Genomic DNA, 24,009 nt, shown 5'->3' with positions numbered 1-24,009 from the left:
ATTACGCAACAAAGCCCCTAACAGAGCTAATGGCTTACTGTTCTCGGCGGCGATGGCGATAACTTCAGCGATAGGACGGAACTCTTCCAAACCTAAGCCGATGACTCGGTCACTCATTACTGTGTTTGCTGCTTTGCCGTGCACATCGAAAAAGTCATAGCCAGCAAAGTCACCCACCACGCCTTGAAGTAAACGAGATTGAACGACCTCTCCCGCCGTAAACCAACCTAGGTCGACCATATAGCTATTTTCACTCATATCACCAATACCCACTAAAGCGACATCTGCCTTACGGGCAAGATCGAGTGTTTGCTTAACAGTGCTGTTCTCCATAAAAGCGGTTTTTTGTGCTTTGTTCTCTGCATAAGCTGGCGCATATAGAGTTTCTGATGAACCACCGTACTTCTTAGCTAGCTGTCTACATATATGGTCGGCATTAAACATACCGCCTCTTGGGTGAATACCGCCGATGCCACACACGAATTTACAGTCACGCGGTGTAATCACCCCAGTATGGTGAGCAACCGACGATACGTTTCGACCTTGGCCGACAGTCACTACCATGCCGTTTTTTAAGGTACTCGTTAGATAGTTCGATACCAAGCCCGCCACCTGTAAACGCTGCTTATCTTCGTTTGGCTGATCAAGAGCGACTAATGCTCGCTTCACACCAAACCTTTCGATGAGACGCTGTTCAATTTTGGCACTGAAGACAGGGTGATATTTCACTGTTATCTCAACAATCCCTTCATCGCGGGCTTGTTTGAGCATTCGACCAACCTTTGCACGAGAGATAGAGAACTTTTTGGAGATCTCTTCTTGTGTCGCGCCATCTTGGTAGTAAGCAACGGCGACTTCGGTTAGGAGATCAGTGTTTTCTTCGGAAACATCTTGGATATTGTTACTCATATACCACTCAACCAATATTTAACAATTATTTTACCTGCTGTACTTCCTAATATAGGAGAGCTCAGTAAGTGATACACAAGCTTACACCCTGAACATATGTAACAACAAGGAACATTTGCTCACTATGATAACCTTGATTTAGCTGTTGATTAATTAGACTCAATTGAGCCGTTAAACGTTTGCTTGCATACCCCATGATTACTAGAGCGAAATATATTTGACTGAAGTCACCATACAGCACTATTTACCGTTGACTTTGGGGCTAGATCGGATAAATATGGCTACATCATTTACTCATCGAGCGATCAAATGTTCTGTGCAAATGTTCGTTCGGAGAAAAATTTAAATTAATGTAAGTTTGACTCACTGGTACAACCATGAGGAACTTCATTAGTTCGCTTGCAAATGCCCACACCTCTCCCATTAAAGGGGTGTTCTGCGATACATAGGATGATCAAAATGAGCAATAAATTAGAGCAACTTCGTAAACTAACAACTGTTGTAGCTGACACTGGCGATATCGAAGCTATCAGCAAGTACACTCCTGAAGATGCAACAACTAACCCATCTCTAATTCTTAAAGCCGCTCAAATTGCTGAGTACGCACCTCTAATCGATGCTTCTATCGAATACGCTAAAGCGCAAAGTGGCGACAAAGCACAACAAGTGCAAGACACTTGTGACATGCTTAACGTGAACATCGGTAAAGAAATCCTTAACGTTGTACCTGGCCGCATCTCTACTGAAGTAGATGCTCGTCTTTCTTACGACATGGAAGGCAGCGTTGCTAAAGCTCGTCAACTTATCAAAATGTACAACGACGCTGGCATCACTAACGACCGCATCCTAATCAAACTGGCTTCTACTTGGGAAGGCATCCGTGCTGCTGAAATCCTAGAGAAAGAAGGCATCAACTGTAACCTAACGCTTCTATTCTCTTTCGCTCAAGCACGTGCTTGTGCTGAAGCTGGCGTATTCCTTATCTCTCCTTTCGTTGGTCGCATCATGGACTGGTACAAAGCGAAAGAAGGTCGTGATTTCGAAGCTTCAGAAGATCCAGGCGTAATCTCTGTTTCAGATATCTACAACTACTACAAAGAGCATGGTTACAAGACTGTTGTTATGGGCGCAAGCTTCCGTAACATCGGTGAGATCCTTGAACTTGCTGGCTGTGACCGTCTGACTATCGCTCCTCAACTTCTAGCAGACCTAGAAGCAGCTGAAGGCGAAGTAGTAGAGAAGCTAATCGACTCGAACGGTACTAAAGAGCGTCCTGCTGCAATGACTCACGCTGAGTTCCTATGGGATCACAACCAAGACCCAATGGCTGTAGAGAAGCTAGCTGAAGGCATCCGCAACTTCGCAGTTGACCAAGGCAAACTAGAAGACATGATCGCAGCTAAACTGTAATCACTCTTACCAATTTCAAATAGGGGAACGTTCAGTTCCCCTACTTTTATCAATTTGTTTATCTTAATTTTTATTCGGAAGTTTCTATGAACCGCAAACATCTAGCTAACGCGATCCGTGCTCTAAGCATGGACGGCGTACAACAAGCAAACTCTGGTCACCCAGGCGCTCCTATGGGCATGGCTGATATCGCTGAAGTACTTTGGCGCTCTCACCTAAACCACAACCCGTCAAACCCAGAGTGGGCTGACCGCGACCGTTTTATCCTGTCTAACGGCCACGGCTCAATGCTGATTTACTCTCTGCTTCACCTAGCAGGTTACGAGCTTTCAATTGAAGATCTTAAGAACTTCCGTCAACTGCACTCTAAGACTCCAGGTCACCCAGAGTACGGTTACGCTCCTGGTATCGAGACGACTACAGGTCCTCTAGGTCAAGGTATTACTAACGCTGTTGGTATGGCGATGGCTGAGAAAGCTCTTGCGGCACAGTTCAACAAAGAAGGCCACGACATCGTAGACCACTACACTTATGCATTCATGGGTGATGGCTGTCTGATGGAAGGTATTTCTCACGAAGCATGCTCTCTAGCGGGTACGCTAGGTCTTGGTAAGCTGGTTGCTTTCTGGGATGACAACGGCATCTCTATCGATGGCGAAGTTGAAGGTTGGTTCTCTGACGATACACCTAAGCGTTTTGAAGCTTACGGCTGGCACGTAATCCCTGCAGTTGATGGTCACGATGCTGACGCTATCAACGCGGCTATCGAAGCAGCTAAAGCGGATCCTCGTCCGACTCTAATCTGTACTAAAACAGTAATCGGCTTTGGTTCTCCAAATAAAGCAGGTACGCACGACTGTCACGGTGCACCATTAGGCGCTGACGAAATCGCAGCAACTCGTAAGCAACTAGGTTGGGAGCACGGTCCTTTTGAAATTCCGTCGGAAGTTTACTCAGAGTGGGATGCGAAAGAAGCAGGCGCAGCTAAGGAAGCAGCGTGGAACGAGAAACTTGCAGCTTATGAAGCAGCATACCCTGAGCTGGCAGCTGAATTCAAACGCCGCGTAAACGGTGATCTTCCTGCTGAATGGGAAGAGAAAGCATCGGCAATCATTGCTGATCTTCAAGCTAACCCAGCAAACATCGCATCACGTAAAGCATCTCAAAATGCTCTAGAAGCGTTCGGTGCTATGCTACCTGAATTCATGGGCGGCTCTGCTGACCTTGCGCCTTCTAACCTGACTATGTGGTCTGGTTCTAAGTCTCTTGAAGCAAATGACTTCTCTGGTAACTACATCCATTACGGTGTACGTGAATTCGGTATGACGGCTATCATGAACGGTATCGCTCTGCACGGTGGTTTCGTACCATACGGCGCAACGTTCCTAATGTTCATGGAATACGCTCGTAACGCAATGCGTATGGCTGCTCTGATGAAAACTCAGAACATCCAAGTTTACACGCACGATTCTATCGGCCTAGGCGAAGACGGTCCTACTCACCAACCAGTTGAGCAAATCGCATCTCTACGTCTGACTCCAAACATGAGCACATGGCGTCCATGTGACCAAGTTGAGTCTGCTGTTGCTTGGAAACTGGCAATTGAACGTAGAGATGGTCCTTCTGCACTTATCTTCTCTCGTCAGAACCTTGCACAGCAAGACCGTGACGCAGAGCAAGTAGCAAACATCGCTAAGGGTGGTTACATCCTGAAAGATTGCGCTGGTAAGCCAGAGCTAATCATCATTGCAACTGGTTCTGAAGTTGAACTAGCGGTTAGCGCTGCTGCTGAACTAACAGCTGAAGGCAAGAAAGTACGCGTAGTATCTATGCCTGCAACTGACGCATTCGACAAGCAAGACGCTGAATACCGTGAATCTGTACTTCCATCTGACGTAACTGCACGTATCGCTGTAGAAGCTGGCATCGCTGACTTCTGGTACAAGTACGTTGGTTTCGGTGGCAAGATCATTGGCATGACAACGTTCGGCGAATCTGCACCAGCAGGCGAGCTATTCAAGATGTTTGGTTTCACTACTGAAAACGTAGTAAACACAGCAAAAGAGATTCTTGCTTAGTCTTGATTAAATTGTCTCGCCCTTAAATGGGTTGATGCATACTGAAAGCCCCGCATGAAAATGCGGGGCTTTTTTGTATCTGTTGCCTGTTATCTGTTATCTACTAATTGTTAACTGTTCTTTTGGCACACAAAAAAGCCCTGCTCATTTCGCAAGGCTTTCTCTTATCTCTCATTCAGCTTGTCTTTAACGGCTATTTCTCTTCGAAACGCTTCGCCAATTGATAGAATTCATTCACTTGCTCTTTGAGCTCTTTCGAATGATCTTTCACTGAATGTGTCGCCACTAGATTTTGCTCAGCGGTTGACGCGATAGACTGCATATGAAGGTTTACGTCACTCGATAGCTGACGCTGCTTATGCGCAGAGCTTTCAACCGACTGCATTAACTCGTTCATCGATTGCATTAAGGTTTCGACCTCAGACAAGCGTTCAGCGCTCACTTTTGCCACGTCACCACACGCGTCTGTTTGTTCTCTGTTAGCCAAAATATCTTTCTGCCAACCTTCAATCGTCGTCAGCATTGTATCGATGCTCTCTTTGATCTGAACCGTCGCCTTAGATGTGCGACCGGATAACGCACGCACTTCATCAGCAACCACCGCAAAGCCACGTCCTTGCTCACCTGCTCTCGCCGCTTCTATCGCAGCGTTCAATGCCAATAGATTGGTTTGCTCGGCAATACCACCGATCTCTTCCATTATCTTGCTGACACTTTGCGCTTGGTCGCTCAGTTGATACGTCGTGTGCGTTGCTTTCTCAGCCTGTGAAGCCAAGCTTTCAAGGTTACGGTGTGTTTGGTTAATACTCTCTTTCGCACCCGCACAAGTTTGCAGGGTAACGTCGACAATTTGATGCGCTTCTTCGGTACGAGATGACACTTCATTCGCTGTCACCTCCACTTCTTCCGTTGCTTCACGAACTTGAAGTATGTCTTTAGTCTGTTGATCTAAGGCATCTGAAACTTGGTAAGACGTCGCGTTAAGATTGTCGGCTAAATCTTGTAACGGCTTGGCTGAATCCGTCATACGACCTAACACAGTTCTGATTCGTGCAGACAACAGCTTTAAATGGAAATCGGCGATAGAGAACTTACTATTACCTGAGTAAACAAGACGACTCACACTGTCGAATTTCGACTGCAATTTTTTAAGCTGCAAAGGCGTATCAATAAGCTCTTGTCTGAATAAGAGTGCCAACGCAGAAATAGGCAGCAAGCTCAGAAGCCATTGCGACACTTGCCCTACTTCGACTAAGTTTGAAATCAGAGGTGCGGCCAAAGAACCCAACAACACGGCATAGCGAACACTGTCACTGATCTGTAGCGACCATTGACGCCCAGACTTTTCAGCCTTCAATAAGCCTTGGTAAGCTTTATCTGCTATCTGCACCCATTCGTTCTTAGGTTTAACACGAACAGACTGGTAACCACTCACCTGGCCATTATCATAAATTGGCGTGACATAGGCGTCGACCCAATAAAAGCCACCGGACTTGGTTTTGTTCTTTACGATTCCACGCCACGCTTTACCTTGCTTGAGGTTAACCCACATGTCCGCAAACGCCGCTTTGGGCATATCAGAATGCCTGACGATATTATGATGTTGTCCAAGCAACTCTTGTTGGCTGTATTCTGCAATACGGCAAAAAGCATCATTACTGTAAGTAATAACGCCTTTAAGATCGGTGGTTGATACGAGCTGTTCGCTTTCGTTTAAAAGCGTTTCACGTGTTAGAGAAGCTGAGCTGACGTTCATTTTTATTAACTTTTGTATTTATACGTTATAGCAGGCGAATATATACAATAATTTAAATTATGACAAAATATGAACGTCACAATTTTTGTAAATGACTGCTTTTTATACAAATATGAGTGGGTACGTCACAGAGATAACAAAACACTAGGATCATTCCAAGTTAACGGCAGTACTGAATTTTACGGTTCGCATCGAAATTGAAGTGTGGAACTTGCGAATGTTTAAGTCTTTACGAAGCACACGCTCAACAAAGTTTTCATACGCTTGGATATCTTTAACCGTAACAATCAGCATGAAGTCATAACTGCCTGAGATTTGATAGCACTGAGTCACCTCTGGAGCTTTGACAAGAGATCCGCGGAATATCTGATATATGTCCGCCCGATCACGCTCCATCTCCACAGATACCAGTAGAGTCATCTTGTTACCGGTCAGTTCGGGGTTAATGATGGAAACATCACCGACAATCACCCCCTCTTCCCTCAGGCGCTTCACTCGCTTTAAACAAGCTGGAGGCGACAACCCGACAAGCTCAGCCAGTGTCAGATTGGGAATTCGATTATTCTTTTGAAGCTCAACGAGAATACTTCGATCAATGCGGTCAATTTCCATAATTTCTTACAAGGCCACTTTATGAGTTAATAATTTCTAATATTACAACAAATAAAAAATCCCAACCGAATCTGACTCGCCATTTCGAAATTATCATCACAACAATCACGGTAAGATCTTCTCATACTAAATAATCGAGTCATGGTGTAACAATGAAATCAACCTATCAATTTTTTAAAGAACTCCTCAAAGAGATTTTCGATGTCACCTCGACGCTTTTCCGAATTATGATTCCAATCATCATCGTGATAAAAGTCATCGAAGAGCTCGGCGGTATCGTTATTCTTAGCGAATGGTTGAGCCCGATAATGGAAAGTGTCGGGTTACCGAAAGAAATGGGGTTGGTATGGGCAACTACCATACTCACCAACATCTATGCTGGGATAATTATTTTAATCAATTCCGATGTTCCCCTCACGGTCGCTCAAGCCTCTGTGCTAGGCAGCATGATGTTACTCGCCCATTCACTGCCAATTGAAGGCGCTATCGCAAAGAAGGCAGGCGTAAGCTGGTTGGCGACCTTGTCAGTGAGAGTCGGAGGAAGTCTAGTCTTGGCATGGTTGCTGAATGTCACTTATCAATTTGGAAACTTACTCAACTACCCAGCAACCGTGCTTTGGCAGCCAGAACCAACAGCAGACACAAGCTATATAAGTTGGGTAATTGATCAGCTCATGAACTTCGCCGTTATCTTCATGGTGATCTCTACGCTGCTGCTTTTGCTTAAGATATTAAAGCTATTGGGCATTGAAAAATTAATGGCTATTTTATTACGCCCTTTCTTACGCTTATTGGGTATCAGTAAAGACGCGACTAATTTAACCATCATTGGGATCACGCTTGGGCTTTCATTCGGTGGCGGGTTATTGATCAATGAAGCGAAACGAGGACATATCTCAGCTAGAGATGTATTCACCGCAATCATGCTGCTCAACCTTCTCCATAGCCTGATTGAAGACACATTACTGACCCTATTAGTCGGTGCGGATTTCTACACGATATTTTGGGGAAGACTCGTGTTCTCAGTATTAGTTGTCGCTTTGATATCAAACGCCATCAAACGCGTTAATCCAAGTACTTGTGAGCGTTACTTTTATCGCGATGTGTCTCCGCCATAGTGCGTCAGCGTTGTCTACCGCTGAACGTTAAACCAGCCCAACGCTAAAAGTGAGAATGTTCTTCCACTAAACGTTAAACCGGTCCATCGCTAAAAAGTAAGAATGGTCTGTTACTAAAAGAGTCCAAACACGGGCTCTTTTTGCCATCTAAGAACCCCACTTCATCGAACTATTGTGAAATCTGTTCTCTTGAAGCACTTTAAATCGCGCTTATTAGCCTAATTATTGATATTTTGAGTGAAAATAATTTGAGAATGGATATTTGCTAAACACTCAATTATTTCATGCATTTTTTTAGCACCGACAATAAAACATTTATTTGATCAATTATAACCCCACACCTTACATAAAGCGCTCTGAAGGATAATAACCATTTACCCAACACTGATATTAAATATTAAAACTATCAGCTATTAATGCGCCCAACCTTACTAAATAACTGACAATAAAATAAATAACCATCCTTATTTGATATTAACTCTTAATGTTGAAACCGGAACGAATAATGATTTGTAATGATTATTCGTTTGATTGGTTAATTTTATAAATATATTTTGTTACATAATCAAAACTGATGGCTTGATATAAAAATGTCACACAAAACAATGGCTTTAATGGTTTTATCTTTTTCCTCACTGTCACAGGCTTCCTCCTTTGAGAATGATGAACTGTTGCTCAAGTCATTGATTGAAAGAGGCGTTATTTGTTCTGGATTAACCTACGAGGACAATCAAGAAGCTTTGCGTCTCTATCTCAACGCAAAACAAGTAAAGAGCATTCCGTTTGATTCAAAAAAAATACAAGAAACAGAAAATAAGAATGAGATAGCGAATACAAACAAGTTAGTTAATGAAAAAACGTTAGTTAATACAAACAAATCAACGAATAAACGTCAGATACCTAAAACACCAAAAGAGTGTATTAAGCCTAACTCGGACAACCGTTCCGAATAAGGCAAGTTGATTCTGATATCGACATGGAAATACAAAAAAGGAAATGTAATGAAGATAATGAGAAAAACATTGTTGGCCTCAGCAATGCTTACTCTGTTTAGCGTCAGTAGTTATGCTAAAACACCGATTGATTTAGGTGTTGTTAATGAAGACAAACTAATTGAAATGCTAGTAAGACAAGGCTTAGTCGATCAAGACGCAACCGATGTTGCAAAACACGATGCTCTTGACCGTTACTTAAAAAATAAGATCAATTCCGGTTTTAAAGGCGATGCTCAATTCGGTAAAAAAGCGCTAGAACAACGAGCGAAAATACTCAAAGCCATCGAAAAAGGGTCTGGCGTTAAAAAAGCGAGCGTATTTGCTTTGGAAGTCGGCACCAAGCGTACCGATAAAGTACTCGCTCTATTGGTCGATTTCCCCGATTTAAACTGGGATGACAACAAGCTGACCGAAGAGCACACGCAAATGCTCTACGAGAGCTACAACCCAGAACATTATCAAGAGTTGTTGTTTTCAAACTCTGGCTACACTGGGCCAAACGGCGAAAACCTAATCTCGATGCGTCAGTATTACCAAAGCGAATCAGGTGACAGTTACAGCGTTGCAGGTCAAGCCGCTGGTTGGTATCGCGCCTCTAAGCCTGCGTCATTCTATGGTGGTAACTCCCCGACGACCGACAACGATCTCAACGCACAAGAACTGGTTCGCGAAGCGCTGAATCAACTGGCTCAAGATCCTAGTATCAACCTAGCCGATTACGATATCGAAGATCGTTACGATTACGACGGTGACGGAAACTTCCGTGAACCCGATGGTGTGATTGATCACCTAATGGTGTTCCACGCATCTGTTGGCGAAGAAGCCGGTGGTGGCGTATTAGGCCCTGGTGCAATCTGGTCTCACCGATTCAACCTTGGTCGCACACATGTGCTTGAAGGTACCTCTAGCTCGCTTCCTGATCGCTTTGGTGGCCAATACGCGGCGTTCGATTACACCATTCAGCCTATTGATGCCGCAGCTGGTGTATGTGCTCACGAGTATGGCCATGATTTGGGTCTACCAGACGAATACGACACGCAATACACAGGCAAAGGTGAACCAGTATCTTACTGGTCAATCATGTCTTCAGGCAGCTGGGCTGGTCAAATTGGCGGCACACAACCAACAGCATTCAGCTCTTGGGCAAAACACTTCTTACAAAAATCGATTGGCGGTCGTTGGATTAACGATGATCAAATCTCAATTGCTGATTTAGAAGACAACCCACAGGTTTACACGCTGTTCCAAACCACGGATAACAGCCGTCCGAACATGATTAAAGTGGATCTTCCAGAAAAACAGATCGAAGGTTTAAAACCGTTTGCTGGTGAGTATTCGTTCCACTCTCAAAAAGGAGATGACCTGAAAAACAGCATGACACGCAAGTTGGCGATTCCGGCTGGTGATTCTGCACTGCTTTCGTTCAAAACTTGGTATGAGATTGAGAAAGATTACGACTTTGCGCGCGTACTCGTGAATGGACAAGCTATCGCAGGCAACATCACCTCAATGGATGACCCATACAATACTGGTCTAGTCCCTGCTATTGGCGGCGAATCTGGCGGTTGGATTGACGCTGAGTTTGACGTTTCACAATGGGTAGGCCAAGAAGTAGAGCTTTCGTTTGAGTACGTCACCGATGGTGGCTTGGCGATGGAAGGCTTCTATCTGGATAACCTCAGTGTGATCGTTGATGGTGAAGTCACCTCAATAGACGATGGTGAAAGCAACTCCACCTTCGCCCTCAATGGCTACAAGCTGAGTAATGGATTCCACCAAGCGCAGCACTACTACCTGCTGCAATGGCGTAGCCACATGGACGTTGATGAAGGTCTAGCCAACATCAAACGCATGGGTCAATTGATCTCATTCGATCCGGGTTTGATCATTTGGTACGTAGACGAGTCGCTGACTGATAATTGGGTAGGCAAACACCCAGGTGAAGGTTGGTTAGGTGTGGTCGATGCCGACCAGAATGCCATGACTTGGGAGAAATCCGGTGAAGTCGCTCAAACTCGTTACCAAGTTCGTGATGCTGCGTTCTCACTCAAAGATCATACTCCAATGCGTCTTGTGAACAGCGACAATGATGTACTTGAAGATACCAGTCTGCTTGGCAACGCCAGCTTCTCTGACGACCAAGATTACACGTCTCCACAAGCGCCTGATTCAGGACGTATCCTGACGGAGTTTGGCCTAGCCGTTGATATTTTGAATCAGAGTAACGACAACGAATACGGTGTGGTTCGCTTATCTAAAGTAAGCCAACACAACGTCGCCCCTACTGCGAACTTCGAGCTCAATGTTACTGGCCTGAACGTTTCTGCACGCAACTTCAGCTCAGATCAAGACGGTGAGATCACCAGTTATCTATGGGACTTTGGTAATGGCACAACAAGCAACGAAGTGGCACCAACTTGGTCTTACGAGCAAGCCGGTGAATACACGGTGAGTTTGACTGTTGTTGATGACAAAGGTGCTACCGATTCGTTCAGCTCAGTAGTGAGTGTTGAATCTCCAAACGCTCTTCCAGAAGCAAGTGCGAAGTACATTCACTTGGGTCGTTGGGTAACCATGTGGTCAACAAGTTCAGACAGTGATGGTCGTATTGTTGATACCGAGTGGACACTTCCAAACGGAAAGGTGAAACGAGGTCGCACATTCACTTCTATCTTCCCTTCATACGGAAAGCACGAAGTGACTCTGAAGATAATCGATGACCAAGGCGGGATTACGACTAAGACAATTTTAGTCGACCTGTAAATCATCTTAGGTCTTAAAAAATAGACCAAAGCTCATAAACATAGACCATCAAAATAAGCACGCGGCTCTATCACGCGTACTTACAAGCAAGCTTAAGCACTGTTGTCATCGGACATCAACCCACGACAGCAGTTTTAAGAAAACGTTATTATTTAAGCCGTAAGCAAAAGCCCTACCGATTTGGTAGGGCTTTTTATTGGTCGCAGTTCAAGATGCTAGCGTTTTAATCACAATAACGGATTTGCTGAACCACCATTCGATGAACCATTACACTGGTTGCTTTTGAATGCGTGATTTACGCGCACTGAATGCAAACAATAAGATCACCGCCAAAACAAACGGTAGAACATAAACATTGAGATTTTGCCAACCCACCGTTGACTCCAACCAACCAGACAATAGCGCCGTGACGGTCACACAACCAAACACAACAAATTCATTAAACGCTTGTGCCTTGGCTTTATTTTGCGATTGATAAGACTGGCTAAACAAGCCTGTTGCAGCGATGAACATAAAGTTCCACCCCACACCAAGTACAACCAAAGCCGCCCTAAAGTGCCAAATTGATACACCATGGATATTGATGGCAATGCTCACCACAAATAACACACCGCCCGCAAGGATCATCATTCTTGAGCCGAACTTCTCGATGAGAGAACCGGTAAAGAATGCAGGCACAAACATACCTAACACGTGCCACTCAATGACACCAGCGGCCTTAGTAAAATCGAATCCGCAACCAATCATCGCCAATGGCGTTGCAGTCATCAAAATATTCATCACGGCGTAAGCAACCATGGCTGCAAACACAGCGCCAATAAAGTTCGGCGCTTTCACGATCACACTTAAAGGGTCGGCTTTGGGAGCCTGGCTATTAAAAGAGACCTTAGGAAACTGAATGGTTTGTAACAAGGCTAAAGCTAAGATGTTTAGCCCGATCAGCGAAGCAAAAGCACCGATGTACAAGCCATCTGCTGACCATTGTTGAGACATAATGGCTAAGTTAGGCCCGAGTACCGCCGCCAATACTCCACCAGCCATTGATATTGAAATCGCACGGTGTCGCGCGTTTTCGTCACACACTTCAATTGCAGCGAAGCGATAAAGCGTACCAAAACCGATACCTATCCCGAGCAAAAATGTGGCGAAGCAAAACAGATAGAAATGTTGCTGAGATAACGCGTAAGTAGCAAGGCTTGCTCCGGTAATGCCAACCACATTACCGATACTAAATCCTCGTTTTCGTCCTAACTTACCTGAAATTAAAGACGCAGGAATGGTGGCTGCCATTAAACCCAAAAACTGTAAGGCTACGGGTAAAGTAATCATACTGACACTGGGTGCAATCTGCTTACCTATCAAACCAATCACCGAGATCAGTAATATGTTACCCGTCATCAATAAGGCCTGACATAGTGAGAGCAGCCAAACATTTCTATTCATCTTCGTTCCTAAATATGAGCACAGTTGGTCACTAGACCAAAAATCCAACAAAGTCGCAACACTTTGTTACGTGTGTTGAACTCAAGTAAATGACCATTCGCTTAATACCTCGAACAATATTCCACCAAAGTTGCTTTGATCTTCGTCGCTTTACGCTCTAGAGTTGAAATTATCATTACTTAAGATAATAATAATTTTTTGTTATTCATAAGCTTTGTTGTTTGTAGTCTTTGTTATTCATAGGCTCTGTTATTTATAAGCCTTTTATCCATGGGCGTTAGCATTTAAAGGTGAGTATGATTAATCCACTTTGGCTCAATACATTTAAGACTCTGGTTGAAGTTGGTCATTTCACCCAAACTGCAGAAAAGCTGTATATGACGCAACCTGGCGTTAGCCAACACATCAAAAAGCTTGAGCAAGCTTGTCACTGTGATTTGTTATCGAGAGAAAATAAGAGTTTCGAGCTGACCGAACAAGGTCGGATTATGTATCGCTATGCGCTCAAGCTAGAGAAAGACCAAGAAGACCTTTTTGAGTCACTAAGCTTTGACAACCCGTATTCAGGCCAGTGTAACCTGTCATGCTCTGGCTCGCTCTCTTTGCGCCTTTATCCAAAGTGTCTTGAGTTACAGCAGCAACACCGAGAGTTGAACATTCACCTCGAAGCTGCGCCAAACAAGAAGATATTGAATGACTTACTTGAAGGCACGACCGATATCGGCATTGTGAGACACTCCCCTAACGACAGCTACTACCAAAGCCAAGTCATCGGCAAAGAAGCCTTGTGTCTTATCGGCCATCACAGTCTTGCTGATTTGGAGATAACACCACAAGTTCTGCACGAGATTGGCCTAATTGCCCATCCCGATTCTGCTCACTACCTGTCTTTGTATTTCGATTTATGCGGAGATAAAGATTTAGCCAACATCAACGTGAATGAAATACCAAAGTCTGGCTACATCAATCAGCTTCACCAGATATTGCTGCCAGTATCGAAAGGGCTTGGGTTTACGGTTTTACCTGCGGGCGCTGTGGAGCATTTTCCAGAACGCGATAAGTTGTATGTTGTCCCGCCAAAAGTGGAAGTTGAAGAAACACTGTACTTGGTTCAGAAGCGAAACCGAAAGCTGCCACACAGATACAACACAGTGATCGAGCTAATCAAACAAAACGTCAGCAATTAGTTCGGTACAAATAGACTTAAAGCCTTTAGTTATTTCGCTGTAAGAGCTAAAGGCTTTAATATTGAAGTGATTATTTATAAAAGACAGCTACTCAGAAGCGCTAAGCCTCTCTTTAGCTCGTTCAAAGTCGTAATTATCTAACGCACTTTGAACATCTTTGAGAACAGCAGAATGCGGATACTGTGTCAGTAACTCAGTCACGTATTGAGTTGCATCGTTATCGTAAGCATCTAGCAGAGAGAACAACTGAGCCCGCTGTTCTTGAGTGATGCTTGGTGAGTCAGATGTATCAGCAATACTCGCATCGGCTTCTTCAGTCCGTGTCGTATTGGCTCCTTCAGCACCAGACACATCGAAGCTGCTCTCTATCGCTTTAATCAGTTCGACTAACCCAAGTTCACTTTGTTTAAGACCGTGCTCATCACACGACTTGTTGTGCGCTTTGCTTTCTAAATCACTGAGCAACTCTGCCAATCGTAATCCACCAATTGAAGCCGCCATACTTTTTAAGGTATGCAGATTCCGTTCTAACGTCACCCACTCATCCTGCATTAGGTTATCGACTGTTTGCGACATAATGTCAGGTGCACTTTGGCAGAACCTATCAAGCATCTTGGCCTGCAGTTTCACATCATGATAAGTCAATTGTTCGAACCGAGACTGCGAGAAAACAGGCAGAACCATTGGAACCTCGGAGCTTAGTTTCGAACGGTTAGAACTGCTGTCTTGTATCGCGTTTGAAGGTGACTCAGGTGTAGCTTGGCCTTCAACCAATACCTCTGGCACGATGTATGTGGAAATCAACGACGTCGCTTTATCGATAATGATCGGCTTATCCAAGAAGTCCGTGACACCCGCTTCCCTTGCTCGTTGTTTCGCATCGGCAAACACATTGGCTGACATGGCAATAATTGGCACGTCTTTATCAAATTCACGAATCAAACGTGTGGCTTCGAAACCATCCATGATCGGCATTTGCAGATCCATAAAGATCATATCGTAATCATTACTTTGAGCTAACTCTACCGCCTCTTTACCATTCTCAGCCAAGTCAGCATTCAGTTTAGAGCGAGTGAAGAATGCCAAAGCTAAGTCTTGATTCAACTCATTATCTTCAACGAGCAATACCCTTTGGCCCTTGAACTCTATCTGGTAATCCAATTGCAGCTCTTGGGCTTTAAAATCTGCTAATTCTTCAGCGCTTGCTCTTGGTAATGTCAGTACAAAAGAGAACTCACTTCCTTGGCCTAAAACACTCTCAACGCTAATTTGGCCACCCATCGCATGAACCAATTTCTGGCTAATGTTGAGTCCTAACCCTGTGCCACCGAACCTACGTGTAGTTGTGCTGTCTGCTTGGCTAAATGCTTCAAACAGCTTATGTAGATTTTCATCAGAAACTCCTATGCCAGTATCGGCCACCATCACCTTCATGGTCAGGCTCTCATCATCTGATTCAACAAGAGCTACGGTTAACGAGACACTGCCTGTTTCGGTAAACTTAATCGCGTTACCAACAAGGTTAAGTATCACTTGGAACAGCCTAAGTGGGTCGCCACGCAGAGGAGTGTCTAACTCAGGGTCAATCGACATCGACAGATTGAGTTGCTTTTCAGCCGCTTTCGATTCCATAAGGTCGATCACATCTTGGAAGGTCGCTAGCGAATTGAATGGGATACTGTCGATAAACAGTTGCCCTGCTTCTATCTTAGAAAAATCGAGGATGTCGTTAATGATGCTTAACAACGAATGCCCTGAACGATGCACTTTCTCCACGTAATTTTTCGCAACCGGATTCGCTATCTCTCCAATCGCGAGATAAGACAGACCAATAATCGCGTTCATTAGCGTTCTAATTTCGTGGCTCATGTTCGCTAAAAACTCAGACTTCGCTTGGCTTGCAAGATCCGCTCTCTGTTTCTCTTCTTCAAGTTGTTCGTTAAGACGCTTCATTTCAGAGATGTCGAACGCCCAAAATAGCGTCGCTATCTCGCCATCTAGCTCAAACAAATAGTAACTGACGAGAGCAACAAACCGGGTTCCATCAGACTTTCTTAGCACCAACTCCCTGTTTACCACCTTGCCATTGAGTTTAAGCTCCTTGTGTACCTCATCCCGAACGGATAAAGAGTCGTGAATAGCAGCCACATCGATAGAATCAAGATCCAGACCTTCAACCCCAAACAGGCGTTTCGCAGTGTCGTTGGCATAACGAGCCTTCTCTTCAAACACAACACTCGCAGCGATTGGAGAGCTATTGAGCATATTGTAGAGCTGATCCTGAGCCTTCTTAAGTGCCTCTGTTGCATCATTGGCAATGCTTATCTGCTTCGCGAGTTTTCGATTCCAAAAAACGATCAGTAAAACGATCAACAAAGCAAAACCTGAAATGGTATAAACCAATTCGTAATCGACTCTTTCTATCGCTTTTGGCGCTGCCCACTTCGCCGATATCTTTTGATGCTCTTCAGCAGAAATGCTCTCAATCGCCTTATTCACAATGGAATAAAGCAAAGGTTCAGACTTAATAACATGTAAGGTGGGTGAAAGGAAAAAATCGAGTCGTCCAATAATTCCAATCTCACGGTGACCAAATGAGTCAATGAGGTAATTGAGGACATCGACAGTATCGATCATGCCATCTAAGGTTTTGTCATCCAATCGGTTAAGCCCATCTGCGGTGGATTCTACCTCTACCCACTCAACGTTCGGGTATTTCTCAACAATCGCGTCGGTGTTTGCCGCGTTCTTCAAGATACCAATTTTCCAACCCTCAGCTTCCTCAAGCACTAAGCTGCTTACGTCTCGTCTCGATGCAATAGCCAAACGGCTTGAAAACAGGCTTTTGACTGCTTTGACGTTGTCTCCTAACGAACGATTCTCTTGAGCTGCAGAGACCAGTTCCACTTCATGATGATCAACCAAGCTTCGGGTCTCAGACCAACTCGCCACGTCTACATGGTTGATACCTAACCCTGTTTTCTGCTCAATCAACGTTAGATAGTCGTCAATCATGCCGATGTATTCACCGGTATTGGATACTGCTTCATAAGGCAGTGAGTTCGGATCGATACCTATCCGCACGTCCGGATGATCTTTAATCCACTTCCTCTCTTTTTGGCTTAGGTTTAAGATCTCTCCAGTCAGGTTATTGGTTTGGTAAACATCGGCGATATAGCGTTTCGCCGAATCACCGAATGAACTGAATTGTTCGACGGCTGGGAAATAAACATGGTTCCGCTCTAACGACTTAACATCAAAGTAGAAAGTCATCGAACCAGAGTTGGTACTCCCTCCCTTGGTTCGATAATTCGCCATCTTGGTAACTGACGAAAAGTGAGAGGTGTTTTTCTTCTCTCCGTATTCATCAACTAGGTTGCCGATGTACCAAGATTTGATCGGGCGATTATTGTTATCCGCTTGTGCGGTGATCACCTGAAAAGAACTGTCCGTGTCGAAAATTTCAAACACTTCCGTCAACTCTTCAAAGCGGTCATTGACGATAAAATACGCGGATATTTGCGCGATAATATTCGCTTTTTTAAGGACTTGGCTTAAATCACTCTGAACCTGCATCTCGATAATTTGGTTTAGGCCATCATCCGCCTGTTTAAGCCTTTTAATCGCAGCATTGAAGCTATCTCTGATTTCTTCACTCTTAAAATCAACATAGATCGGATACTCAATCTTATACTCGTCATGTAACGTTAGCTCTGCCATTTCGATAAAACGAGTATTGGTGATAAACCATTCCAGTACTCTGCGTTCAACCATTAACAGGTCAACATTTTGAGCCCTAAGCTGTGAGAATGCCGATTCAAGACCTTCGTAGTCTTCAACACGATCGATGTCTAACTTGCCCTTCAGTACTTCAACAGAGTTTTTAATTGGAGAGGTCTCGTCAAAGAGTAACGCCCCCAGTGACAAGTCTTTCTGGGACTTGGGGTTAAGTTTGCGACGAGTCAGCGAAACCGGAACAAACTCAACATTAAGAACGTTATCACTTAAAAAGTGCGCATTAGGATCATCAAACTGAACACCAGAAACAAAAGCGATGGAATTGTTGTTATCGATGGCCTTTCTAGCGGCACTAGGAGGGAGGGTGACAACGTCACCCAGCTTGTATCCCATATCATTTAGAGCACGCTGAAGAATGTCGTGTTCTAGCCCGACTGCGGTACTATCTGGGTACATATAAGGAGGGTTACCAAAGCCAAACACGCCTTTTAGCGGTACTCGATAAGGCGAGCTGTCTAGCCACTTGGATAGAATCTGGTTCTTGTTATCAACGTCAAAGGTTTCAATCTGTTTGTTGATTAGCGTCAGCAGCTCTGGCTCATCAGTTCGAATCACCATTGATGCTTCTAACCTTTTCCAATGCTCCAAAACATAATTGACCGCGAGATCATGCACGCCAATTTTTTTCGCAAGGTCCATGGTAGTAATTGGCTCAGCGACGATGCCTTCAACATCGCCAGCCCCTAACGCACGTACTGCATCAATAACGTTGTCAAAGTCCACTCGCTCAATAGAGCTCAATTGGACACCAGCTCGCTCCAAGTCGATATTTTCATTAACCATCGCGATGCGGCGCTTTTGAGTTTGGTCGATGTTGGTATCTATTTTGTTGTCGATGGGAACAATCACTGCGACCTGATAAGGAAGATAAGGATCACTCGCTAGAAAACGGCCACCTTCACTGGGGTCAAATTGTTGGAAAGGAAACACATCCCCTCGCCCTTCTAACAAGGCGTCTTTGGCCTTAATACGTGAGTCCACGCTGATAAATCGAGTATGAACACCAAACCGATTCTCAAGATCTAGTGCCCAGTCTTTGATGATCCCAGAAACCTTTCCGTCATCATCGATAAATGAGTAAGGGTAATGATCAGAAAGCGTAATAAAGGTGATGGTGGGTTGTGTTTCAAGCCACTGATTTAACTCGGCATCGGTCACTTCAGCGGCATTGACACTACGAATGACCAACGGCCACAACAATAAACCAATGACAAGAGAGACAACAAAACGATTAAGCGACAACATTAAGCGATCACTCATCTTTAAACTGCTCTTTAATCTCTAGAATATGAGGTAAGTTTTCGAACAAGAGCTCTACAATTTTAGGGTCAAAGTGTTTGCCTTTTTGCTCTTCGAACAAGCTCAATGCTTCATCGACACTCCACGCTTTTTTGTAGGGTCTTTCTGCTGTTAAGGCATCAAACACATCAGCAACCGCGGCGATACGTCCCACCAAAGGAATTTCTTCTCCCGCGATCTGATTTGGGTAACCGCTGCCATCCCATTTTTCGTGATGATATTGCGCCACCTGAATCGCCATGCGCATCAGTTTGGAATCGCTCTGCCTGCCAAGTATCTCAACACCATACTCGACATGCTTCTGCATAATGGTCCACTCGTCAGCGTCCAATTTACCCGGCTTGAGTAATACACTATCGGGAATACCAATCTTGCCAATATCGTGCATCGGCGCTGCATCACGCAAGGTTTCGGCGTCTTCGTCTGTCATGCCCAAGGCTTTGGCTAATATTTCGCAATAATGGCTCATGCGCATAACGTGCATGCCGGTTTCATTGTCTTTGAATTCAGCCGCCCTGCCTAAGATGTTCAGGGTCTCTAACTTACCAAGGTTAATCTCTTGGGTTTTCTCTTTTACCTGACTAAACAACGCGCGTTGTTGGTCATAAAGGGCAATATGAGTTTTTACACGTTGTAGTGCGATTTCAGGTGTAATTGGCTTCGTTAAATAGTCAACAGCACCCAGGGACAAGCCTTTTACTTCGGCTTCAGGGCCAATCTTCGCGGTAACGAATATAATGGGGATATGCGCAGTATTTGGCTGAGCTTTTAATTGTCGGCACACTTCGTAGCCGTCGATGTCAGGCATCATGATATCAAGGAGAATAAGGTCTGGCTGCGGTACCATTTTGGCAATTTTAATACCAATGGTGCCATTAATCGCCACCTTTACTTGATAGGTATCTTTGAGTATTGCAGTCAACACATCCAAGTTACTTGGAGTGTCATCTACGACTAACACGATAGGTTTACGACTCATTGATACCTCGTATAAAAATCAAACAGTTATAATCATAGTGTAGATGGCTTTTCACACCACTCAACATGAAAATGACAAATGATTGTTAAAAATGAAGGATAGATCTTCGAGTGACGTCAAACTAACGGTGAGCTCATATGCATGCCAGAAACTCGTCGCACAAACTTTATACAATTCATCAACTAATTCACTTTGTCGTTCATTTCGTTGCCAGTGTCAGAACGAAAAACAGTGAGACCAAGCATATCGAGTGTTGGAATCAACCATGCTTGTTTGTTTGGCTGTTTCGATGACTGGTTGCTTAGTTACTTGGTTGATTGGTTGATTGGTTGATTGGTTGATTGTGAATATCGAAACTCTCACCGAGTAATAACAGCTCTTTTCTGTGAAGTTTTCTTATCAGAATAAAACCATTCAGATAAACCTTTTCTATTTATATCCATTTAAAATTCGGTTTAATAAAACTGAAATATTCAATTAATAGTCTCCAGTTCGACAACTTAATAAGTCTAGTCAAATTTTACTGAGCTTGAATAATCACAATGTTTTACTTGAACACTAAAACCCCTTATTCAAACACCGACATTATTCGAATGAATAATAGATTAACTGGAGATATACCGTGAAATTGATTAAATCTACACTATTGTCGTCTTTATTGGTTGCGGCAACTTTCAATGTTTCTGCTACCACGACGATCAATGGTGCAGGTGCCACCTTCCCTCATCCAATCTACGCAAAGTGGGCTGAGCAATACCAGCAAGCGACTGGTATTCAAATCAACTACCAAGCGATTGGTTCGGGCGGCGGCATTCGTCAAATCACAGCTAAAACCGTTGATTTCGGTGCAACAGATGCACCACTAACAATTGATGAACTCAACAAGGAAGAGATGATTCAGTTCCCAATGGTGATGGGTGCAATCGTACCGGTTGTAAACATCCCTGGCATTGAAGCAGGTGAAATGAAGCTAACAGGTGAGCTGCTTGCAGATATCTACCTAGGCAAAATTGACAATTGGAACGATAAGGATATCGCTGCGCTAAACAGTGACCTTACCATTCCTTCTCAACCTATTTACGTTGTCCACCGTTCAGATGGTTCTGGTACTACTTTCAACTTTACTGAGTATCTTGCTCAAGTAAACGAAGATTGGAAAAACCAAGTAGGTGTTGGTAAAGACATCACTTGGCCGCGTCAGGCAACCACCATCGGCGGTAATGGTAATGCTGGTGTTGCAAACTTCGTGAGCCGCACTCGTGGCGCGATCGGCTATGTAGAATATGCGTTCGCGAAGCAAAATGACCTTACTCATACGCAAATGGACAGTGCAGAAGGTAAATTCTTGCAACCAACGATGGAGACGTTCCAATCTGCGGCTGCAAATGGTGACTGGGCAAGCGCTCCTGGCTACCACCTTCTACTGAACAATCAACCAGGAGCCGACTCTTGGCCGATGACGGCAGCGACGTTTATCTTGATGCATAAAGATCAAAAAGACGCAGCCAAAGCTCAAGAGATCATTAACTTCTTCAATTGGAGTTATGAGAATGGCGCAGGTGCAGCGGAAGAATTGGATTACATTCCAATGCCTAAAGCTGTCACTCAAATGGTGAATGACACTTGGTCACAAGAGCTAACTACCGATGGCAAAGCCATTCTTAATTAATCGATGAATTCGTTCATTGAAACTAATATCAACTTTTAATTGAGACCCAATACCGCCAGTTGTAATTTTTATTGAATACATCTTCTTTGAAATAACTTCTATGCAAATAGATTCTATCAAAGAGATTCTTTGGAATAGCCGCTGGCGGTATTTATCTTACCTATGAATAAAACAATGATTCTTAAAAGACTAGATGGTGATTCGATTTTTGAAAAATTGAGCTTCACTTCTTCTATTCTTATTTTTATTGCACTAACTGGCATTATTATTTCTTTAATTGATGGTGGTTGGAGAGCATTTTCTGAATTTGGTCCTGGCTTTGTGTTCAACAATGTCTGGGACCCTATTAATAGTAACTTTGGTGCAGCTTCGGCTATTTACGGCACACTGGTTACTTCCTTCATCGCGATGTGTATAGCGGTTCCAGTCGCCTTAGGCACTGCAATCTTTCTCGCTGAATTAGCGCCAAAATGGATCAGTAACCCAGTAAGTAAGGCGATTGAGCTACTCGCTGCAATCCCGAGCATCATTTACGGCATGTGGGGGTTATTCGTCTTCGCACCTTGGTTCTCTGAAGGCTTCCAGATGTGGGCTTTAACCAACCTATCTGGCGTCCCGCTGCTTGGAACTTGGTTTAGTGGCCCGCCAATCGGCATCGGCTTACTTAGCGCGGGCATCATCTTGTCGTTTATGATCTTACCTATCATGACAGCACTCACACGTGACGCTCTTCGCTCTATACCAGACGTTCTACGTGAAGCCGCCTACGGTGTTGGCGCAACGCCATTTGAAGTCATCACAAAAGTACTGCTACCCAAAGTTAAAAGCGCGGTCGCAAGCGCAGGTATTCTAGGTTTAGGACGCGCATTAGGTGAAACCATGGCGGTGGCCTTCGTCATCGGTGGCGCAAACCGCATTGAAACATCGTTATTTATGCCAGCGAGTTCAATCTCGTCAACCATCGCTCAGCAGTTCAATGAAGCCACCAATGAAGTTCATATTGCCTCATTAATTGCGTTGGGCCTTGTGTTATTTGCGATCACTTTCCTTGTCATGGGCGCAGCCCGCTACTTCCTAAAAAGGGGCGAAGCATGAACCTAAGAAAGCTAAAAAACGGCCTGTTTTACGCGTTTTGTATTGCTGCGACGGCAACAGGGCTTCTCGTACTGTCGAGTATTCTCTACACCTTAATCGGTGAAGGAATCAAAGGATTAAAGTGGAGCTTATTTACTGAGCTCACTCCAGCTCCGGGCAGCGAAGGCGGCCTAAAGAACGCGATTTACGGAAGCTTGATTTTAACCGGTATGGGTATCGCGATTGCGGCTCCACTGGGTGTACTCGCGGGGACTTGGTTATCAGAAGCGCCTAAAGAGAATAAAACTGCGGAAACGCTGCGCTTCCTTAACGGGATGTTAGTGAGCGCACCGTCTATTCTGGTGGGTTTGTTTATCTACGCGGTGATCGTCGTACCTATGGGGTCTTACTCGGCATGGGCCGGCGCTATCGCGTTAGCCATCTTGGCTTTGCCTGTGATCATATCTTCTACAGAAGAGATGTTACGACTGGTTCCACCAACGTTGAAAGAAGCAGGCAGTGGTTTAGGCGCTCCAAAATGGCGCGTGATCACTAAGCTCAGCTATCGCGCTGCGGGTCCGGGCATCGTGACGGCTATCTTGTTGTCTGTCGCACGAATCTCAGGTGAGACCGCTCCCCTGCTATTCACAGCGTTAAATAGCAGCTTCATGACCACAGACATGAGCGCACCCATGGCGAACCTGCCAGTGACCATTTACCAATTTGCGATGAGCCCTTATTCATCGTGGCAAGAATTAGCGTGGGCTGGTGCCCTTCTAATTACTTCATTCATTCTATTTATCAACATCCTAGCGACAAGCTTGCCTAAATACCTGAAAGCGAGAAAAGCATAATGACAGCAATGACTAACTCATTAGTAAACGACAACTCTTTCTCAAAAGGTCTTGATACCCTGTCT

15 protein-coding genes are annotated in these 24,009 nt (G+C 44.4%); 9 read left to right on the top strand and 6 right to left on the bottom strand.

Going from position 1 to position 24,009, the window contains the following annotated elements:
• The coding region (locus tag BCT49_RS23670) for a sugar-binding transcriptional regulator (protein WP_102438618.1) at nt 1-909 on the bottom strand (909 nt) is incomplete at its 3' end.
• 459 nt (nt 910-1,368) lie between these two features.
• Between BCT49_RS23670 and tal the strand changes: the two genes are divergently transcribed.
• Both tal and tkt read left to right on the top strand, forming a co-directional pair.
• Complete coding sequence (tal, locus tag BCT49_RS23665; protein ID WP_029223051.1) at nt 1,369-2,319, top strand: transaldolase; 951 nt, start codon at nt 1,369-1,371, stop codon at nt 2,317-2,319.
• A gap of 86 nt (nt 2,320-2,405) precedes the next feature.
• Nucleotides 2,406-4,397, top strand: coding sequence for a transketolase (tkt, locus tag BCT49_RS23660; protein ID WP_102438616.1), 1,992 nt, complete (start codon nt 2,406-2,408; stop codon nt 4,395-4,397).
• Between the two features lie 193 nt (nt 4,398-4,590).
• On the opposite strand, the gene BCT49_RS23655 is transcribed toward tkt, so the two are convergent.
• Complete coding sequence (locus BCT49_RS23655) at nt 4,591-6,153, bottom strand: methyl-accepting chemotaxis protein (protein ID WP_102438614.1); 1,563 nt, start codon at nt 6,151-6,153, stop codon at nt 4,591-4,593.
• Nucleotides 6,154-6,303: 150 nt separating this feature from the next.
• A complete protein-coding gene (locus tag BCT49_RS23650; protein WP_102438612.1) occupies nt 6,304-6,765 on the bottom strand; it encodes an Lrp/AsnC family transcriptional regulator in 462 nt (153 codons plus the stop codon).
• A gap of 152 nt (nt 6,766-6,917) precedes the next feature.
• Between BCT49_RS23650 and BCT49_RS23645 the strand changes: the two genes are divergently transcribed.
• The 3 genes from BCT49_RS23645 to BCT49_RS23635 all read left to right on the top strand — a co-directional run bounded on the left by BCT49_RS23645 (nt 6,918) and on the right by BCT49_RS23635 (nt 11,641).
• Nucleotides 6,918-7,883, top strand: a complete 966-nt coding sequence (locus BCT49_RS23645) for a hypothetical protein (protein ID WP_102438610.1) — start codon at nt 6,918-6,920, stop codon at nt 7,881-7,883.
• Between the two features lie 590 nt (nt 7,884-8,473).
• The gene (locus BCT49_RS23640) at nt 8,474-8,836 is read left to right on the top strand and encodes a hypothetical protein (protein ID WP_102438608.1); all 363 of its coding nucleotides are present in this window, start codon (nt 8,474-8,476) and stop codon (nt 8,834-8,836) included.
• Nucleotides 8,837-8,884: 48 nt separating this feature from the next.
• Nucleotides 8,885-11,641: an immune inhibitor A domain-containing protein gene (locus BCT49_RS23635; protein ID WP_102438606.1), complete on the top strand. Its 2,757-nt coding sequence runs from the start codon at nt 8,885-8,887 to the stop codon at nt 11,639-11,641.
• 267 nt (nt 11,642-11,908) lie between these two features.
• On the opposite strand, the gene BCT49_RS23630 is transcribed toward BCT49_RS23635, so the two are convergent.
• Entirely contained in the window at nt 11,909-13,084 is a 1,176-nt protein-coding gene (locus tag BCT49_RS23630) for an MFS transporter (RefSeq protein ID WP_102438604.1), read from the bottom strand.
• A gap of 296 nt (nt 13,085-13,380) precedes the next feature.
• Between BCT49_RS23630 and BCT49_RS23625 the strand changes: the two genes are divergently transcribed.
• Nucleotides 13,381-14,271 carry a LysR family transcriptional regulator gene (locus BCT49_RS23625; RefSeq protein WP_102438602.1) on the top strand — a complete coding sequence of 297 codons (891 nt, stop codon included), beginning with the start codon at nt 13,381-13,383 and terminating at the stop codon, nt 14,269-14,271.
• Nucleotides 14,272-14,358: 87 nt separating this feature from the next.
• Here BCT49_RS23625 and BCT49_RS23620 read toward each other — a convergent pair whose 3' ends face one another.
• Both BCT49_RS23620 and BCT49_RS23615 read right to left on the bottom strand, forming a co-directional pair.
• Nucleotides 14,359-19,329 (bottom strand): ATP-binding protein, encoded by a 4,971-nt coding sequence (locus BCT49_RS23620; protein ID WP_102438600.1) that lies wholly within the window; start codon nt 19,327-19,329, stop codon nt 14,359-14,361.
• Nucleotides 19,322-20,347 carry an HD-GYP domain-containing protein gene (locus BCT49_RS23615; RefSeq protein WP_102438598.1) on the bottom strand — a complete coding sequence of 342 codons (1,026 nt, stop codon included), beginning with the start codon at nt 20,345-20,347 and terminating at the stop codon, nt 19,322-19,324. The genes BCT49_RS23620 and BCT49_RS23615 overlap by 8 nt, the downstream gene beginning before the upstream one ends.
• 622 nt (nt 20,348-20,969) lie before the next feature.
• Between BCT49_RS23615 and pstS the strand changes: the two genes are divergently transcribed.
• From pstS to pstA, 3 genes are all read left to right on the top strand, one after another.
• Nucleotides 20,970-22,016, top strand: coding sequence for a phosphate ABC transporter substrate-binding protein PstS (pstS, locus tag BCT49_RS23610; protein WP_102438597.1), 1,047 nt, complete (start codon nt 20,970-20,972; stop codon nt 22,014-22,016).
• A 174-nt stretch (nt 22,017-22,190) separates the two neighbouring features.
• The gene (pstC, locus tag BCT49_RS23605; RefSeq protein ID WP_102438595.1) at nt 22,191-23,111 is read left to right on the top strand and encodes a phosphate ABC transporter permease subunit PstC; all 921 of its coding nucleotides are present in this window, start codon (nt 22,191-22,193) and stop codon (nt 23,109-23,111) included.
• Nucleotides 23,108-23,944, top strand: coding sequence for a phosphate ABC transporter permease PstA (gene pstA, locus BCT49_RS23600; RefSeq protein WP_102438593.1), 837 nt, complete (start codon nt 23,108-23,110; stop codon nt 23,942-23,944). Before pstC ends, pstA begins: the two co-directional genes overlap by 4 nt.
• Nucleotides 23,945-24,009 lie beyond the last annotated feature (65 nt).

The organism is Vibrio lentus (genome assembly GCF_002875945.1).
Classification (GTDB): Bacteria; Pseudomonadota; Gammaproteobacteria; order Enterobacterales; family Vibrionaceae; genus Vibrio; species Vibrio apostichopi.
The sequence above is the reverse complement of the archived record's forward strand: the minus strand, read 5'-3'. Positions and strand labels throughout refer to the sequence as shown.

Coding starts and splice junctions, on each gene's coding strand:
- BCT49_RS23620 (WP_102438600.1), bottom strand. CDS start 19,329: ATGAGTGATCGCTTAATGTTGTCGCTTAATCGTTTTGTTGTCTCTCTT.
- BCT49_RS23650 (WP_102438612.1), bottom strand. CDS start 6,765: ATGGAAATTGACCGCATTGATCGAAGTATTCTCGTTGAGCTTCAAAAG.
- BCT49_RS23615 (WP_102438598.1), bottom strand. CDS start 20,347: ATGAGTCGTAAACCTATCGTGTTAGTCGTAGATGACACTCCAAGTAAC.
- BCT49_RS23635 (WP_102438606.1), top strand. CDS start 8,885: ATGAAGATAATGAGAAAAACATTGTTGGCCTCAGCAATGCTTACTCTG.
- BCT49_RS23655 (WP_102438614.1), bottom strand. CDS start 6,153: ATGAACGTCAGCTCAGCTTCTCTAACACGTGAAACGCTTTTAAACGAA.
- BCT49_RS23645 (WP_102438610.1), top strand. CDS start 6,918: ATGAAATCAACCTATCAATTTTTTAAAGAACTCCTCAAAGAGATTTTC.
- BCT49_RS23640 (WP_102438608.1), top strand. CDS start 8,474: ATGTCACACAAAACAATGGCTTTAATGGTTTTATCTTTTTCCTCACTG.
- BCT49_RS23630 (WP_102438604.1), bottom strand. CDS start 13,084: ATGAATAGAAATGTTTGGCTGCTCTCACTATGTCAGGCCTTATTGATG.
- tkt (WP_102438616.1), top strand. CDS start 2,406: ATGAACCGCAAACATCTAGCTAACGCGATCCGTGCTCTAAGCATGGAC.
- BCT49_RS23625 (WP_102438602.1), top strand. CDS start 13,381: ATGATTAATCCACTTTGGCTCAATACATTTAAGACTCTGGTTGAAGTT.
- pstC (WP_102438595.1), top strand. CDS start 22,191: ATGATTCTTAAAAGACTAGATGGTGATTCGATTTTTGAAAAATTGAGC.
- pstA (WP_102438593.1), top strand. CDS start 23,108: ATGAACCTAAGAAAGCTAAAAAACGGCCTGTTTTACGCGTTTTGTATT.
- tal (WP_029223051.1), top strand. CDS start 1,369: ATGAGCAATAAATTAGAGCAACTTCGTAAACTAACAACTGTTGTAGCT.